This window comes from Borreliella bissettiae DN127, assembly GCF_000222305.1.
Taxonomy (GTDB): Bacteria; Spirochaetota; Spirochaetia; order Borreliales; family Borreliaceae; genus Borreliella; species Borreliella carolinensis.
On record NC_015921.1, the window covers coordinates 778,873 to 795,545 of the forward strand.

At 27.8% G+C, this 16,673-nt stretch carries 15 protein-coding genes and 2 tRNA genes; 5 read left to right on the forward strand and 12 right to left on the reverse strand.

Annotated elements, in window-relative coordinates; genetic code table 11:
* Positions 1-70: 70 nt before the first annotated feature.
* The 3 genes from BBIDN127_RS03690 to groES form a co-directional block, all read right to left on the reverse strand.
* Entirely contained in the window at positions 71-667 is a 597-nt protein-coding gene (locus BBIDN127_RS03690; RefSeq protein ID WP_014023946.1) for a hypothetical protein, read from the reverse strand.
* Positions 668-746: 79 nt separating this feature from the next.
* Positions 747-1,424: a tRNA (5-methylaminomethyl-2-thiouridine)(34)-methyltransferase MnmD gene (mnmD, locus tag BBIDN127_RS03695; protein ID WP_014023947.1), complete on the reverse strand. Its 678-nt coding sequence runs from the start codon at positions 1,422-1,424 to the stop codon at positions 747-749.
* A gap of 315 nt (positions 1,425-1,739) precedes the next feature.
* The gene (groES, locus tag BBIDN127_RS03700) at positions 1,740-2,012 is read right to left on the reverse strand and encodes a co-chaperone GroES (RefSeq protein WP_014023949.1); all 273 of its coding nucleotides are present in this window, start codon (positions 2,010-2,012) and stop codon (positions 1,740-1,742) included.
* 143 nt (positions 2,013-2,155) lie between these two features.
* On the opposite strand from groES, the gene BBIDN127_RS03705 reads away from it, so the two are divergent.
* From BBIDN127_RS03705 to BBIDN127_RS03715, 3 genes are all read left to right on the forward strand, one after another.
* Positions 2,156-3,787, forward strand: coding sequence for an ABC-F family ATP-binding cassette domain-containing protein (locus tag BBIDN127_RS03705; RefSeq protein WP_014023950.1), 1,632 nt, complete (start codon positions 2,156-2,158; stop codon positions 3,785-3,787).
* 35 nt (positions 3,788-3,822) lie between these two features.
* Positions 3,823-5,523, forward strand: coding sequence for a PQQ-binding-like beta-propeller repeat protein (locus BBIDN127_RS03710; protein ID WP_014023951.1), 1,701 nt, complete (start codon positions 3,823-3,825; stop codon positions 5,521-5,523).
* 103 nt (positions 5,524-5,626) lie between these two features.
* The gene (locus BBIDN127_RS03715; RefSeq protein ID WP_014023952.1) at positions 5,627-7,747 is read left to right on the forward strand and encodes a P83/100 family protein; all 2,121 of its coding nucleotides are present in this window, start codon (positions 5,627-5,629) and stop codon (positions 7,745-7,747) included.
* Between the two features lie 84 nt (positions 7,748-7,831).
* Here BBIDN127_RS03715 and BBIDN127_RS03720 read toward each other — a convergent pair.
* Both BBIDN127_RS03720 and BBIDN127_RS03725 read right to left on the reverse strand, forming a co-directional pair.
* Positions 7,832-7,904, reverse strand: a tRNA-Pro gene (locus BBIDN127_RS03720).
* 7 nt (positions 7,905-7,911) lie between these two features.
* Positions 7,912-7,985: transfer RNA gene (locus BBIDN127_RS03725), tRNA-Arg, on the reverse strand.
* Between the two features lie 100 nt (positions 7,986-8,085).
* On the opposite strand from BBIDN127_RS03725, the gene BBIDN127_RS03730 reads away from it, so the two are divergent.
* Complete coding sequence (locus tag BBIDN127_RS03730; protein ID WP_014023953.1) at positions 8,086-8,721, forward strand: endonuclease III domain-containing protein; 636 nt, start codon at positions 8,086-8,088, stop codon at positions 8,719-8,721.
* An 8-nt stretch (positions 8,722-8,729) separates the two neighbouring features.
* On the opposite strand, the gene BBIDN127_RS03735 is transcribed toward BBIDN127_RS03730, so the two are convergent.
* Genes BBIDN127_RS03735 through BBIDN127_RS03745 form a run of 3 tightly spaced genes read right to left on the reverse strand, consistent with a single transcriptional unit; the run spans position 8,730 to position 11,035 of the window.
* A complete protein-coding gene (locus BBIDN127_RS03735) occupies positions 8,730-9,590 on the reverse strand; it encodes an ABC transporter permease subunit (protein ID WP_014023954.1) in 861 nt (286 codons plus the stop codon).
* The gene (locus BBIDN127_RS03740) at positions 9,590-10,570 is read right to left on the reverse strand and encodes an ABC transporter permease subunit (protein ID WP_014023955.1); all 981 of its coding nucleotides are present in this window, start codon (positions 10,568-10,570) and stop codon (positions 9,590-9,592) included. Before BBIDN127_RS03740 ends, BBIDN127_RS03735 begins: the two co-directional genes overlap by 1 nt.
* Before the next feature lie 6 nt (positions 10,571-10,576).
* The gene (locus BBIDN127_RS03745; RefSeq protein ID WP_014023956.1) at positions 10,577-11,035 is read right to left on the reverse strand and encodes a septum formation initiator family protein; all 459 of its coding nucleotides are present in this window, start codon (positions 11,033-11,035) and stop codon (positions 10,577-10,579) included.
* 97 nt (positions 11,036-11,132) lie between these two features.
* Here BBIDN127_RS03745 and BBIDN127_RS03750 point away from each other — a divergent pair, with 97 nt between their 5' ends.
* Positions 11,133-12,245, forward strand: a complete 1,113-nt coding sequence (locus BBIDN127_RS03750; protein WP_014023957.1) for a hypothetical protein — start codon at positions 11,133-11,135, stop codon at positions 12,243-12,245.
* A gap of 214 nt (positions 12,246-12,459) precedes the next feature.
* Here the strand turns inward: BBIDN127_RS03750 and BBIDN127_RS03755 are convergent, their stop codons facing one another.
* Genes BBIDN127_RS03755 through BBIDN127_RS03770 form a run of 4 tightly spaced genes read right to left on the reverse strand, consistent with a single transcriptional unit; the run spans position 12,460 to position 16,666 of the window.
* Positions 12,460-13,473, reverse strand: coding sequence for a DUF4340 domain-containing protein (locus tag BBIDN127_RS03755; RefSeq protein WP_014023958.1), 1,014 nt, complete (start codon positions 13,471-13,473; stop codon positions 12,460-12,462).
* Between the two features lie 19 nt (positions 13,474-13,492).
* Positions 13,493-15,001 carry a GldG family protein gene (locus tag BBIDN127_RS03760; RefSeq protein WP_014023959.1) on the reverse strand — a complete coding sequence of 503 codons (1,509 nt, stop codon included), beginning with the start codon at positions 14,999-15,001 and terminating at the stop codon, positions 13,493-13,495.
* Positions 15,002-15,005: 4 nt separating this feature from the next.
* A complete protein-coding gene (locus tag BBIDN127_RS03765) occupies positions 15,006-15,740 on the reverse strand; it encodes an ABC transporter permease (protein ID WP_014023960.1) in 735 nt (244 codons plus the stop codon).
* Entirely contained in the window at positions 15,737-16,666 is a 930-nt protein-coding gene (locus BBIDN127_RS03770; RefSeq protein WP_014023961.1) for an ABC transporter ATP-binding protein, read from the reverse strand. The genes BBIDN127_RS03765 and BBIDN127_RS03770 overlap by 4 nt, the downstream gene beginning before the upstream one ends.
* Positions 16,667-16,673: the final 7 nt, after the last annotated feature.

Below are 16,673 nucleotides of genomic sequence, written 5' to 3' on the forward strand. Positions count from 1 at the left end.
TTATTATGCAATGGAATTGTTTATGATTAACTTTTCAGCAAAATGCTATTATAAATAGCATTTTGAATCTTTAATTATTATTTAATATTTGAGAAGATAGAAAGTTTGAATCTTGTAGTTTCATGAAGCTGTTTATTATTGTTGATACATCTTCTTCTTTAATGTAAATTGATGGAAAAGTTTTTCTTTGGTCAAAGATAAAATCGAAATCAAGAATTAAATAAATTTGATTACTTTTTCGAGTTACGCTTAGCTTGAATTCAAAATCATCATCGTCTTTGTATCGTTTATAGGGATTTTCTTTGATCATTTTTGTTTCTAATAATATGATTTCATTTTCTTTAATGTTTTTTGGTTTGCTATCAAATAAGCTTAGACTTTTGATTATATTGCTAGTATTTAAGAGATTGAAAAAGCTGAAATTCCTTCTATATCCGCTTTCTTTTAGTATAAGTTTAACTTCTGAATCGTGATCTTTAATGTGTGGTCCACTATGTTCAATTTCAATAATGCCCTCAAGGCTTGCATTATTTAGAACTTCGGAATATTTTTCTTTTTTTATTAGTATATCTTTTATAAAAAACAAATCTTTAATTGTTTCTTTTGCAAAAATATAATTATTAGATATTAAAAAGATTAAGGCCATAACAAACATTTTTCTTGTCATTAAAATTCTCCTTGTGTTATTGATAGTATATCATATTTGTTTGAATTGTTTTTTAAAGGCTTTTATTGAAAGTGAATTTTCAATTTTTTTGAGCTTTTATCATATGTCTTTTATTTCCAAATCCTTTTTCTATGTCAATGTATTTGAAATTAGCAAGTTTTAAGCCATCTTTTACAATTCTTGCAGAGGAAAATGTTGAAAGCTTACATTCTGTACTGCTTTTTTCAGAAATTAAATTGAAAATTTGATTGTTCCACATTTCAGGATTCTTTTTCGGATTAAATCCATCTAAAAACCAGTATTCTACATTTTTTGGAATTTCTTTGATTTTCATTTTAGCGTCTCCAATTAAAATTTTTAAATTGACGTTTTCTGTTATTTTTAGTTTTAAATTTTTTTTTGGAATTTTAGGATAATTTTTTAACATTAACTTAAAATAATCGGTTTCTTTAATGAAGAACTTTGAAATTTGTATTATTGTTTTTTTTTCGAGTGGAAATTTTTCTATAGAATAATAATTAATTTTTGAAGTTATGTTGTTTTCTTTTATGAATTTTAAGAGACATATAAAGTTTAATCCTGTTCCAAATCCTAACTCTGCTATTAAAAGATTTTCTTTTGTTTTTAATTCTAAATCTAGATTGCAGCCTTTAATAAATGTATAAAAACTCTCTTCAATTCCATACTTTGGATTGTAATAGATGTCATCGAATTTGCTTGAATATATTGTTTTTTCTTTAAAAATTGGTTTTTTCATTTAATTTTATTTTTTCAAGCTTACAAAATTTTGTAAGCTTGAAATTTTTAATTTGATTGATCAGAATAATAAGTTTTTATGTATAAATTTGTAATTTTTATTAAATATTGTAAGTTTTAAAAAAATTTTTGATTTATAAATATTTGTAAATTTTAGTAATTCTTCTTTTAAGAATACAAAACTTTCTACCACTTCTACTTTCTCTTTAAGTTATTGTAACTTTTTTTATTCATACTAAAACTATATCCTTATTTTTCAATAATTTTTATAAAATTATTTTATAAAAATTAAAGCTAAGTAGCTAAACTTAGCTTTTTACTCTTCTATTATTGCAACTATTTCTTTTGCTTTTAGTATTAAATGTTCTTTATTCTCGATTTTTACAGCAGCTCCTGCGTACTTTTCATAAAGTACAGTATCACCAACTTTTACAGTGATCTCTTCTTTGTTGGAACCAACAGCTACAACTGTTCCAATGTTTGTTTTTTCTTTTGCATTTTCTGGTATGTAAAGTCCTGAGATTGTTTTACTCTCAGCTTCTTTGATTTTTATTAAAACTCTATCAGCTAATGGCTTAATATTTTTCATTTCAAACATCTCCTTATGTTAATAATATTAAATATACGAAAAAATTGAGAGTTGAGTCAATATATTTATATGGTGCTTGAAAATTAATTTAATTTTCAAGATAATTTTGATATTAGAATATCAATTTTAGGCAGGGTAATGGTTTGATAACTGTAAGTAATTTAGAAGTTGCATTTGGGGAGAGAGTTTTATTCAAAGATGTGAATATTAAATTTTCTTCTGGAAATTGTTATGGAATAATTGGTGCTAATGGGGCAGGAAAAAGCACCTTTTTAAAAGTGTTAGGGGGAACGATTGAAGCTAGTAAGGGTGAAATATCTATCCCTAAAAATCAAAGAGTAGCAGCTCTTGAACAAGATCAATTTGCCTATGATGCATATAAGGTTATCGATACTGTTATTATGGGGCACAAAAGACTTTATTCTGTTCAAAAAGAAAAAGATGAAATTTACAATAAACTTGATTTTACTGATGAGGATGGGATTAGGGCCGGAGAGCTTGAAGGAGAATTTTCAGAGCTTGGAGGATACGAGGCCGAATCTGATGCAGCGGTTCTTCTTAAAGGGCTTGGAATAGATGAGGCAATTCATAATAATTTAATGAGTGATGTTGAAGGGGCTTTAAAAGTTAGAGTTCTTTTAGCTCAAGCACTTTTTGGCGATCCTGATATATTGCTTCTTGATGAGCCTACCAATAACCTTGATTTACAATCTGTTAAATGGCTAGAAGAGTTTTTAATTAATTTTGAAAATACGGTTATTGTTGTATCTCATGATAGACATTTTTTAAATCAAGTTTGTACTCATATTGTTGACATTGATTATGGAAAGATTCAAGTATATCTTGGAAATTATGATTTTTGGTATGAAACAAGCCAGATTTTAAACAAGCAACTAAAAGATGCTAAAAAGCGATCTGAAGATAAAATTGCTGAACTTAAGACATTTATTCAAAGATTTTCTAGTAATGCATCTAAGTCTAGGCAAGCAACATCAAGGAAAAAGTTAATTGAAAAAATAAGGGTTGAAGATTTAAAACCTTCTTCAAGGAAGTTCCCTTATGTTAATTTTAAAATCGAAAGAGAACTTGGCAAGAATGTTCTTACAATTAAAAATTTAATAAAAGAATTTGAAGGCAATTTAATTTTAAATAAATTTAGTATTATTATTGAACCTCAGCAAAAGATTGTGTTTTTGGGAAATCCCATGTTTGCAACTTTTTTGTTTGATATTATTACAAATGAAGATAGAAATTATAAAGGTCATTATGAATGGGGATCTACTGTTAATTTTTCATATTTTAATAAAGATAATGGGAAATACTTTGATTTAGATTTAAATTTGGTTGATTGGTTGCGCCAGTATTCAAAAGAACAAGATGAAACTTATATTAGAGGATTTTTAGGTCGAATGCTTTTCAGTCAAGATGAGGCTTTAAAGAAGGTAAATGTTCTCTCAGGAGGAGAAAAAGTAAGATGCATGCTTGCTAAGGCTATGCTTAGTGGAGCTAATGTTTTAATACTGGACCAGCCCACAAATCACTTAGATCTTGAAGCAATTACATCTTTAAATGCTGGTCTTAAAGAGTTTAAAGGGGTTGTTCTTTTTACATCACATGATCATCAATTTATAGATACTGTTGCTAATAGAATTATCGAGTTTACTCCAATCGGAATAATTGATCGATATATGACTTTTTCTGAGTATGTTGATGATGCTAAGATTAGAGATCTGAGAAACAATCTTTATGGTAATAATGCTGGCTTTAGGCTTTAGTAACAGGTTTTTAGAAGCTCAAAAGGTTTTTTATTTTGAGAGGTCTACTTTTCATATTTGTGTTTTCAGCTTCTTTTTCAAGGCTATATCCTGGCATTAATTTATATTTTCAAAAAGCATTAACTGGTAAAGTTGCAGGCAATCCAATTATTGATGAAAAACGTGATACTATTACGGTTTTAACAAAAGATAGATGGCTAACTACTTATACAATGTCACTTGAGAAAAAATATTCTTATAGACTAAATAGAATGCCATATTCTTTTCTTTTGAAAGATTTTGATAATGGGTATTATGTTATTACAGTTAGAAATGAAGTCCAAAAGATTAGAAGAGGAAAGCTTGTTTGGAAGCACAAGCTTGATTTTTCACCTTTGATCTCTCCTGCTATAGGAAATGATAGCATTTTAGTTCCCCTTGTTAATGAAAAGGTTGTTTCTATTGATTTAAATAGTGGGAAAAAAATGTTTGAGGTTGACATAGGCGGCAGGCCTGCTACTTCTCCTGTAGTTTTTGATAATGGAGATTTTTGTATTGCAAGTGAAAATGATGAAATATTTTTGTTTGATTCTTTGGGCAATAAGAAATGGTTTTCCAGGCTGGTTGCTTTCCCTTTTTTGTTAATTATAAATACAAAAAAAGAGATAGTTGTTGGGCATAAGTCGGGCCATATTGTTGCTTATGGGAGAGATTTTGGGGAAATTGTTGACTCTATTAAGTTAGACTTTCCTATTAATTTTTTGTTTGAAAAGTTTAATGGTGAATATGTTGCAATTTCAAGTGTTGGGATGTTTTTTGATTTGAATAGAAACTTCAAGCTTAAAAACAAAAAAAAAATGAAATTTGAGATTGAGAAAGCTGTTCTTTATAATAATAGAAATCTTTTAATTTCAACAAAATCAAATGGAATTTTGTCTTTTGAAGAAGATTTTAATATATCTTTTTCAGATGCTAAACTTAAGGGCTTGTCAGGGCTTAGTGCTAATTCAGGTATTATTGTCTTAGGGGGAGGTGATTGGGTTCTTAGTACTTATTATTACGAATACGAGAAAGAGCTTGATGTTAGTGTTTGGAACCATTTTGAAGGTAATAAATATAATCAAGGCAGAATAGATTTAAAAGAAAAACGTTTTGTAGATTATGATAAAAATTATTTACTTCTTGAGGAGATCCTTAATTCCAATTATAGTGATGTTGCTTATAATAAATTTTTAGAGATTTTGGATTTTCTTGCAGCTAAACATGGAAATTTTCCCCCAAAATATTTAAATTTATATGAAAAAGCTTTTAATGTGTGGCTTTTGTCAGAAAAGAAGTTTGATAGAATTGCTTCAAGAGGCAAACTTTATAGATATTTTGTATATGTTAATGATGAGGCTTCAATTAAGAGTTTTATTAATTTGGCAATGAGAGAGAGAGATATTAATAATATAATTACCATAGTACAAACTATTACTAAATTTGAAAGTTATTATGGGCAAGACTGTATTATATACAATTACATCCAAAATATAGTGTTAAATTATCAAGGCAATTTAGAAATAGCTTATTCTGTGATTTTAAATTTGAGAAATATAATTTTAAATTCAACAGCCGAACTTCTTAGCCTTTGTAAGCATAAGTATATAAAGCTATTAATGTTTATGAAGCGTCAAAATTTTTCTGAAAATATTAACAAGTACATTAATGAAATTATTTCAAGCATTCAAGATATTTCAAGCACGCCGCAAGATTGAATTAGCTGTTTTGCATATAAATCTGATTGTGTTAAAATTAGGTTTAAATTGGTGAATTTAGTTGGTAAGGTAGATTATAATTAAATATAGGAGAATTTCTTTTATGAAAAAAATGTTACTAATCTTTAGTTTTTTTCTTATTTTTTTGAATGGATTTCCTCTTAATGCAAGGAAAGTTGATAAGGAAAAATTAAAGGATTTTGTTAATATGGATCTTGAGTTTGTAAATTATAAAGGTCCTTATGATTCTACAAATACGTATGAACAAATAGTTGGTATTGGAGAGTTTTTAGCAAGACCGCTAACCAATTCCAATAGCAACTCAAGTTATTATGGTAAATATTTTATTAATAGATTTATTGATGATCAAGATAAAAAAGCAAGTGTTGATGTTTTTTCTATAAGCAGCAAATCAGAGCTTGACAGTATATTGAATTTAAGAAGAATTCTTACAGGGTATATAATAAAGTCTTTCGATTATGACAGGTCTAGTGCAGAATTAATTGCTAAGGTTATTACAATATATAATGCTGTTTATAGGGGAGATTTGGATTATTATAAAGGGTTTTATATTGAGCCTGCTTTGAAGTCTTTAACTAAAGAAAACGCAGGTCTTTCTAGAGTTTACAGTCAGTGGGCTGGAAAGACACAAATATTTATTCCTCTTAAAAAGGATATTTTGTCTGGAAATATTGAATCTGACATTGATATTGACAGTTTGGTTACAGATAAGGTGATAGCAGCTCTTTTAAGTGAAAATGAAGCAGGTGTTAACTTTGCAAGAGATATTACAGATATTCAAGGTGAAACTCATAAGGTAGATCAAGATAAGATTGATACTGAATTAGACAATATCCATGAAAGCGATTCCAATATAACAGAAACTATTGAAAATTTAAGGGATCAGCTTGAAAAAGCTACAGATGAAGAGCATAAAAAAGAGATTGAAAGTCAGGTGGATGCTAAAAAGAAAGAAAAGGAAGAGCTAGATAAAAAGGCAATTAATCTTGATAAAGCTCAGCAAAAATTAGATTCTGCTGAAGATAATTTAGATGTTCAAAGAGATACTGTTAGAGAGAAAATTCAAGAGGATATTAACGAGATTAATAAAGAAAAGAATTTACCAAAACCTGGTGATGTGAGTTCTCCTAAAGTTGATAAGCAATTGCAAATAAAAGAGAGTCTAGAAGATTTGCAGGAGCAGCTTAAAGAAGCTGGTGATGAAAATCAAAAAAAAGAAATTGAAAAGCAAATTGAAATCAAAAAAAGGGACAAAGAACTTTTAAAAAGTAAAGATGGCAAAGTAAGTAAAGATTATGAAGCATTAGATCTTGATCGAGAATTATCCAAAGCTTCTAGTAAAGAAAAAAGTAAGGTCAAGGAAGAAGAAATAACCAAAGGTAAATCACGGGCAAGATTAGGCGATTTGAATAATGATAAAAACCTTATGTTGCCAGAAGATCAAAAATTACCTGAAGATAAAAAATTGGATAGCAAATTAGATAGTAAAAAAGAATTTAAACCTGTTTCTGAGGTTAAAAAATTAGATAAGATTTCCAAGTCTAATAACAATGAGGTTGACAAATTATCACCGTTAGATAAGCCTTCTTATGATGACATTGATTCAAAAGAGGGGGTAGATAATAAAGATGTTGATTTGCAAAAGACTGAGCTCCAAGTTAAAGATCAAACCGCTTTTACTTCTTTGAATGAAGATTTGTCTACTACGTCTATAGATTCCAGCAGACCTGTATTTCTAGAGGTTATTGATCCTATTACAAATTTAGGAACCTTGCAGCTTATTGATTTAAATACCGGTATTAGGCTTAAAGAAAGCACTCAGCAAGGCATTCAGCGGTATGGAATTTATGAACGTGAAAAAGATTTGGTCGTTATTAAAATGGATTCAGGAAAAGCCAAGCTTCAGATACTTAATAAGCTTGAAAATTTGAAAGTGGTATCAGAGTCTAATTTTGAGATAAATAAAAATTCATCTCTTTATGTTGACTCTAAAATGATTTTAGTAGCTGTTAAGGATAAGGATGATAGCAATGCTTGGAGATTGGCTAAATTTTCTCCTAAAAATTTAGATGAGTTTATTCTTTCAGAGAATAAAATTTTGCCTTTTACTAGCTTTTCTGTGAGAAAAAATTTTATTTATTTGCAAGATGAGCTTAAAAATTTAGTTATTTTAGATTTAAATACTTTAAAGAAAGTTAAATAATTTTACAGGTTGATTTAATTTTTGTAAATTGTTAAAAAACTAAAGAAGCTAAAAACTTTTGTTTTTAGCTTCTTTAACATTTTTTCGGGATGGTGGGATTCGAACTCACGATCCCCTGCTCCCAAAGCAGGTGCCTTAGCCACTAGGCCACATCCCGAATAAAGCGCACCAATTAGGACTCGAACCTAAAACCTACAGATTAGAAGTCTGTTGCTCTATCCAATTGAGCTATTGGTGCATTTTAAAATCTAATGATGAGTATATCATTTTGAAAAATCCTTGTCAATAAAGTCTAGATACCTTTACTTTGTATATTTTTTATTTTTGTTTTGGTTATAATGTTTTATAATTTTTTTATGATTAATCTTGATTTGATTGTTGATGAAGCTTTGCTTAGATATCCTGATGTTAAACCTTTTTTAAATTATAAAAACAATTATGAACTTTTAATAATGGTTATTTTAAGTGCAAGAACAACAGATAATTTGGTGAATAAAATTTCTCCACACCTTTTTGAAAGGTATGAGAATTTTGAAAGTTTATCAAGAGCAAATGTGAGAGATGTTGAAAAATTAATTTATAAGACTGGTTTTTATTCAAGGAAAGCTAAAAATATTATAAATTGCTCTATTGATATTTTAGAAAAATTTAATGGTGTTATTCCAAATAATATTTTTGATCTTGTTAAGCTGCCTGGAGTAGGTCGAAAAACAGCAAATGTTATTCTTGGATCTGTTTACAATAAACCTGCAATTATTGTAGATACTCATTTTAGTAGAGTTGTTACAAGACATGCTCTTTCTTTGGAAAATTCTCCTATTAAGATTGAGTTGGATCTAAAGAGAAGAATAAATCCTTGTAAGCAGTATAGATTTTCTATGGCTATTAATAAGCATGCAAGAGAAATTTGTACTTCTAGGAGTGTAAGTTGTAATAATTGTTTTTTAGAAAAATTTGCCCCAAGAGTTTGTTAATTTTTTATTTAAGATGATATTAAATGTTTCATTTTTTTTCTCAGCTGAAAATTTATCATTGCTAGTATTATGTTAATGCCTATTAATATGAGTAGGGGATTGATCCATATCCATAGATATTCATTGCCCATTTGCATATAGTTTAGTAGTTCTCCAAGACTCGGATATAGATTTTTGTCTTGTTTTTGCAGAAAGCTTACTACTTCAAAAGTAGTAAGACTTCTGCCCATTTGCAGTGGGATTATAGATGATATTGATGAGAATACTTCTGGAAAAATATGATGCAATATTATTCGAATTTTGCTTGCTCCCATAGCTTCACTGGCTTTGACATAATCCAAATTTTTTATTATTAATGTATTGTTTCTTGCAATGAAAGCAAATCTAATCCATCCATGAATCAAGGCCAATAGTGTTGCTGTTTGAAGCATATTGTAAGTTTTTTGTTTTAAAAAGTAATAAAAAACCAGAGACACAATGTAAAAAAAAGGTAATGTTTGCAATGTTTCGATTGGTTTTGAAATTAGCATGCAAATTTCAAAACTAAACATGCCAATTATTGTCCCAATAAAGATTCCAATTATTGCAGAAATTGTTGCGTAGCTTAGTGAAAGTAAAATAGAATTTCTGGTTGCAAGTATTAGTCTTGCCATAATATCTCTTCCCATTTTGTCGATTCCCAGTGGGTTGTCTTTTGTGGGTGTCATAGGCATGTTTTTAATGGGTTTTAAATAAACTTTATTTGGATCTTTTTTATAGATTGCAATTTTTGAATTTTCATTAACCAGTGATGGAGTAATAATTAGCAATACAATAAATATTGTAAAGAGTGCGATATAAATTTTTTTTATTATTGTATCTGGTTTCATTAGCTTAGAGTGTCCTTATATGGGTTGATTTTGTAAATTAGAATATCTGTTATTATATTTGGAATGAGCATAATGAAAACGCCAATAAAAATCAAATCTTTAGAAATAGCGTAATCATTGAATTTCAAAGCATTTAAATATAAGGCTCCAACTCCATCAATTTCAAACATTGATTCAATCATTGAGGCCCCAAAAAAAGCGGTTGTAAGAATAGGTCTCATGTTAGTGAGCAGTGGCGTTATTGATGGAATTAACGCATGTTTTAAGATTATTTGAAGTTTATTTATTCCCCTTGATTTTGCGGCTTTTATGTAAAATTCTGATAAAGTTTTGTCAAGAGATTGTTTAAAGATTACAGAATTAAATATAAAGAATGAAAAAAACCATGCAAATCCACCTATTATTAAATTTTTTGGATTTAAATTAAGGTAATATATTAAAGACAATATTAAAAATACTGTTAAGTTTCTTGGCATGGAGTGGAGTAATAACATTAAATATTCTAGAATATTATTTATTAGGGTGTTTTTTATGTAAATTTTCCAAATTATAATAAGGACTATTGCTGCAATATAAGAGAGCAGGGCGCCCGGAATTGAAACTTTTAAAGTATTGAATATTTTTTGAAAAATTATTTTAGTAGTTGGCTTTCCTTTGCTCAGCAAAGAGTATCGATGATCACCCCATAGTATTCCTTGATTTTTTGTTTTGTATATTATATATGAATTGCCGGCTATATGCCTTAAAAAGCAATCTTTTGCTAATTTTGATTTAGGATTAAGGTTATGTATCAGGTAGTATCTTTCTATGCTTTTATATATTCCAATATATTGTAAGTAATTTTTTAGGATATTTGTTTTAACAAAAGGATTATACTGATGTTCATTTGAAAAAAAATTTACTAAGGATACGCAAAAAAATGATGCAAAAATTAAATTAATTAATAAATATATTGTATTATTTAAAATAAATATTTTCAATAAAGACTAATCCTTAGGGTTGTTGGAAGCACATTTATTGCTTTTTGTATTTTTTTTGGTTTGGATAATGCAGCTTGATAAAAAATAATAAATTAAACCTATTGCGATTGATATAAGGTAAAAATTTTGATTCTTGGAAAGGGGTTTTTGTAAGGTTAATATTTGCCCTTGGTTATATTGATCTTTATTGTTGTTAGTTTTTATTACTGTTGAGTTTTTTGGGTAGTAGCCCAATTTTTTAGCTTCTTTTAGAATTTCTGATTTAGATACCTGCAGGTTAATATATCTTGCTTTTAATTCTTTTTGAATTTCTTTTAGTTTTTCGATGTGATTTTTTATTAATATTAAGTTGTTATCCAATTTTTGATAATTAACAAATCCTCTTTCTCCAAATATGGGAGCTATTATAAAATAGCTCAGTATTCCCGAGTAAAAAGACATTGCAATTTTTTTATAAACGGTCATATAGCTTGTAATTATATTCTTAATATACTATATTTACAAGTAGTTAAAGTTGGTTTAGATTGTAGTTTTGTTAGTAGTTTTGGAGAGCAAATTTGGCATGAAGGAAAGTATTTTTTTTATCAAGGAAGGTCCCAAGGAAGTTAATTTTGATATTGAAAAGGTATTTTTAAGAGGTGAGTCTGTTGATATTATTCCCACAACTTCAGATAATCTTAAAACTTTTTTAGACGAAAAGCTGTTAAAACTCGATAAAATATTAAAAGAAAGACATGGCGAGTTGATTAATTGCTTAAAGGACGTTGAGCTTCGTGTTGAGAGAGTTGAAAAAGAAATGCTTGATAATAGTCTTAAGCCTGTTCAAAGGGATTTTATTTCTTATGATTCGAAGGCTTTGGAAAAAAAGTCATCTGTCTCAGATGACTTTTTTTCCAAAAAAGAAGATAATTTGCCCAATATTTCTATTGGTCAGGAAGAATTAGATGCGCTTCTTGAAGGTATCAATTATGCCCCAAAAGAAAATGAAGAAGTTCAGCACGATGTTAACTTTAATAGAGATAAAGATTTAAGCTTGATTAGCAATTTTCATGTGGCTGATAATTTGTCTAATAATAATATTTTAAAAAAAGAAGATATTGATGTTGGCAGTGATAATGTGTCCACAGAAAATATTGATTTAAATAATAATAACGATCACAGTGAAAAATTGGAGAGCTTTGTAGATAATAAGCAACGTTTAGATTTGATTGATGAAAATGGTAGCAATTGTGCGATTCTTGAGAGCTCTGGTGAACGTTTTGAGCTAAAAGAATTTGATGACTTTGAAAATATTTTAAAAGAGGACTTAGATTCTAAGGTTGCCGAGGGTTCTTTCCCTAATGATGGGGAGAAAAATTTGTATGATAATTTGAGTGATGAAGTAAATCAAAACCAAAGCAATGATTTTGCTAATTATGAAAAGCCCAGCTCTCAAAGCATAACCAAGGATCCTTCTAATTTTAATTTTAATGATGTTGAAAAGGTTGTGAGTAAATTTAATGCTCAAGAATCTTTAAATAATGTTGCGCTAAGTAGTGATGAAAAAGCTATATTAATAAATTTTATTGATAGAGTAGAAAGTGAGCTTGAATTAAATCCTAATAGAAATATTTTTAAAATTAAACAAGAGTATGAAGTTTTAAAAAAAGTTAAATTTTTGCTTGCCAAAGGTTAAAAATCTATTCGTTTAAATTCTATTTTTTACAAAAATTCTTAATTTTTAAATTAATTTTTGATATCGGGATGTTTTTGTTCTAACTTATTAAGTTAAATTTAAAAGATATTATCAGCAAAGCCAAACAACATTTTATCAAAAAAGATAAAATGTTGTTTTTGTTATGGTTACATTTTAATTCTATTTATTTTTATATTTTTTATATATAGCAAGATCAATCTGCATTTTCGTGATGTTCATGATGATCTTCTTGATTATCATTGCTAGAAGTATTGTCTTTTTCTAATAATTTTTTTTCTAAGTCAAATACATCAAAAAAAGTCCATTTGCTAGTAGTGTAGTAATATTCATCTTTATCTTTTTTGATTAATATGTCTTTGTCATTTTCTTCTTTTTTATTAAAATAAACTTCAATATTATTGACACTTTTATTGCTCCATTGGGCTTGAATCTTGTATTGAAGATTATAGTCATCTATTTTAGATTTATCAATTTCAAGTCCATCAGCTTTAAATTCAGCAATAATATTTAAAGGTCTTTCCTTTACCATTTTTTGGTTATTTAAAAAATAAAGACCATCTTTAGTGGTAATTTCATAGTTATTATTTATATTATTTTCATTTTCTTTGTTTAATTTTCTTATTATTTCAAATGATAAAGTTTCTAATTTTGTGTTTTTTTCTTGGAATAATGTAGTATCTGAGAATGTATTGTAAGAATTTCCTTTATATGATAAGAAAATGTTTTTTGTTAAGTAAACATTTTCATCGCTGCCTTTAATGTATGCTAGTCTTGAATCGCCTTCTCCTGATTTTCCAACAAAAATTTCTGTTAACAGTTTATTATTATTGTCAAATAATTTAAAACTTGGGTTTTCTCCAATGCCCAGTTCTTTGTGTTTTTTTTGATCTCTGCTTACAAGTTTGTTTTTTTGAAGCTCGTCTAATGCTTTGATTAGAGAGTTAACTTTTTTATTGTCAACAGGAATATTTTGTTTATTGTATGTTAGCATCCAATCTTTGCCAAGTTTTGTTAGTGTTCCTTCAAGCTCTGTTTCAATTTTAGAAATTGAATTAAAGTCAAAATCAAAAAATTTTTCTTCCAGGATTCTTGCTACTTTATTTTCATTTGAAAAAATTATTCCCAATAAGAATGTAGATGTTAACACTACTATTATTAATATTTTTATTTTTTCTTTATTGACTGAGAATATTTTTGGTTTTGTCATAAATACTCCTTTGTTCTTATTAATTTGCTTTTCTTTTTCTAGTAAATCTAACAAGTCCAAATATTAATATTATTGTTGGAAGAATAATTAAGTTAACAACTATTAATGAAAACTTTGCATTGACCATTTCGTTTGAAGAGCTTGCAAATTTTAATTTAGCTCGTACTTCTCTGGACTTAATATTAAAAAATTCTTCCTTTTGCATTAAATAATCTGAAATTCTTCCTGATAGTTCAAAGTTTGATGGAGAACCGTTGTACATATAATCACTAAATATCATGCTTGATCCTGTTAGGATTATTTTAGAATTTTTGGAATATTGATCTTTATAAGGACTTTTAATTTTCCCTTCAATTGCATATCCTAGTATTTTAATTTTATTCTCTTCAAATTTATTTGGAATTTCAAATGCATTCAAAGATATGTTTGAAAGATTAGGCTCTTTAACTTGCCATGATTGTTTGGAGCTTGCAAATAGAGGTAAAAATTTTACTTCTGTTTCGTCCTTTTTTATAAGTTCTAATGAGCTGCTCCAAGGAATTGTAGCTGTATAAAAATTTTTAAGTAATGGCATATCTTTTTTTACAATATTGCTTTTATCTATTAAAATCCATGGATAGTAAGTTTGGAAATTGCCGCCCAAAAAGATTGTGGGAGCTCTTTTATCAAGAATAATATTTTCGTTGTATTTTATACCATAACTTTCAAATAGATCAAATAGGCTGGATTTAATAGGAGTTATGCCATATGGATTTTGAGGATTGTAGTCAATTGAGCTTGTTGCAACAAATATTTTTCCATCATTGACAACAAAATCGTCAATTTTTTTTGCAATTTCTTTATCAATTTCTTTAGCGCCAATAATGAATAATCCATTTATATCTTTTCTAATGTCTTCTAATTTTTCAGTTTTTAAATCTATTTCTTTTATTTCAATTCCAAATGCTTTTTTCATTATTTCTGAAAAGTTTTTGTGTGCTTCTTTTAAAGTGCTGTCTCCAAAAGCAAGCCCTAGAACTTTTTTTGTATTGTTTATTAGCTTGTCAAGTACATTTGCAAGGTCATATTCTAAATTACTAATTTCTGTTACAACCGGTATTACTTCTCTTTTTCCCTCGTAAATAATCTCAATTCCTGAGTATATTTTAAGTATTGAGAGCTGATTAATATCTCTTAAATCGATTTGCTGAGAAGGAATGCCAATGTGCTCTAATGGCGTTGAAATTTTATCAGCGTCAAGTTCTTTATAAATTACCTTACCTTTTGAAGCATCAGAAAAACTTATTAAAAAATTTTTTATTTGGCTTGGAAAAGCAAAATAGTTTTCAAGGCTTCCCGAATTGTAATATGTTATATATATTGTTTCATTTGCACTTGAGAACAAATTTTTTGTAACTTTAGATATTGTAAAAGCTTTGTGTTTTGTAAAGTCTATTTTAAAAATGAAAATAGATATATTACAAAAAATCAAAAAGATTATTGTAAGGTTCAGTGTTAGGTTTAAAACTTCATTTTCTTTATTTTTCATAAATTTATCTCCATTTTTTTAGCGTTATGCTGTGTGTGCTTAGTATTAGAAATGTGATTGTGAATGTAATAAAATAAATAAAGTCTGATAAGTTTAATATGCCCATATTAAAATAGCTAAAGTGATTAGTTATTGAAACAAAATTAAGCATTTCTCCTATTATATTTTCTTTTCCAAAGATCATAACCAATTTTCCAGAAAATAGTACTAATATCAGTGTAAATACGGTTAGAATGTAAGAGACTATTTGGCTTTTTGTAATAGAGGATATAAATGTTCCCATGCTTAGCACTGAGAGAGAATAAAGAATTATTCCTAGGTATTGAAGAAATATTATCCCAAGATCAAATTCGCCCATGAAAATTGTCATTATTGTAAGAGGTAAGGTAAGTGAGAATAATATTAAGGTAAATATTTTAAGAGTAATAAATTTACCTAAGACTATCTCTTGAGGGCTTAGCGGTAAAGCATAAAGAAGTTCAATGCTTCCTGTTTTGTGTTCTTCTGAGAATACTCCCATGCTAAGTGCTGGCAGTACCAACATTAAAATAATAGGCATTGAAGAGAAATAAGAGGTAAGAGACGCATTGTCTTTAATAAAAAATCCTGATAAAAAAATAAATGAAAAGTTTATGAATATTAAAAAAAATAGCATCACAACGTATGCAGTTGGAGTTCCAAATAATATTTTTAGTTCTTTTTTAGAAAGCGATAAAGATTTCTTTAAATCTATTTTCATTTTTCTCTCTCCTTGGTTAATTTGCTAAATATCTTTTCAAGGCTTTCATGTTTTGGGATCATTGCTTTTAAGATTATATTATTTTTTACTATGTAGCTAAAGAGATCTTCTTCTGTTTTGCCTTGAGATATTTTTAATGAAATATTTAAGTCTTTTTCGTGTTCTTCAAGCTTTATTAATGTAAAAATATCATTTTTGTTATTGAAAATTTTTTTTTCATTTTCAGATTTTTTTAAAACTATTAATTCTATTTCAATCTCTTTAAGTTTATTTTTAATAATATTTTCTTTTGTGTCATCAGCAACAATTACTCCGTTGTTGACAATAATTATTCTTTTACAAATAGATTCTACTTCACTTAGTATGTGTGAAGAGAATAATATTGTACTTTCTTTTGCAAGTTCTCTTAAAAATTCTTTAAATTCAATTATTTGATTTGGATCAAGACCATTTGTTGGCTCATCAAGTATTACAAGTTTAGGATTGTTTATTAAAGCGCCAGCTATTCCTACTCTTTGTTTAAATCCTTTTGAGAGTTGAGAAATCAGCTTATCTTCAACTTCTTTTAATTTGAATATGCTTACTACTTTATCAATTTCTTTTTTTAATTTTTTAACACCTTTTATTTCTGATATGAACTTTAAATATTCCTTAACAGAAAGTTCTGGATAAAGAGCTAGTTTTTCAGGAACATATCCTATTTGTTGTAGTATTTCTTTTGAATGCTCTACAATGTCTTTCCCAAAAATTTTTACATTACCTTTGCTTGGATAATGAAATGATGTTAAGATTTTGATTAATGTGGACTTTCCGGCTCCGTTTGGGCCAAGTATGCCAAGTACTTCGCCTTCTTCAACCCTAAAGCTAACATTAAATAGTGCTGTAAATGGCCCATACATTTTAGTAACTTTTTCTACATTTATCATATATCCT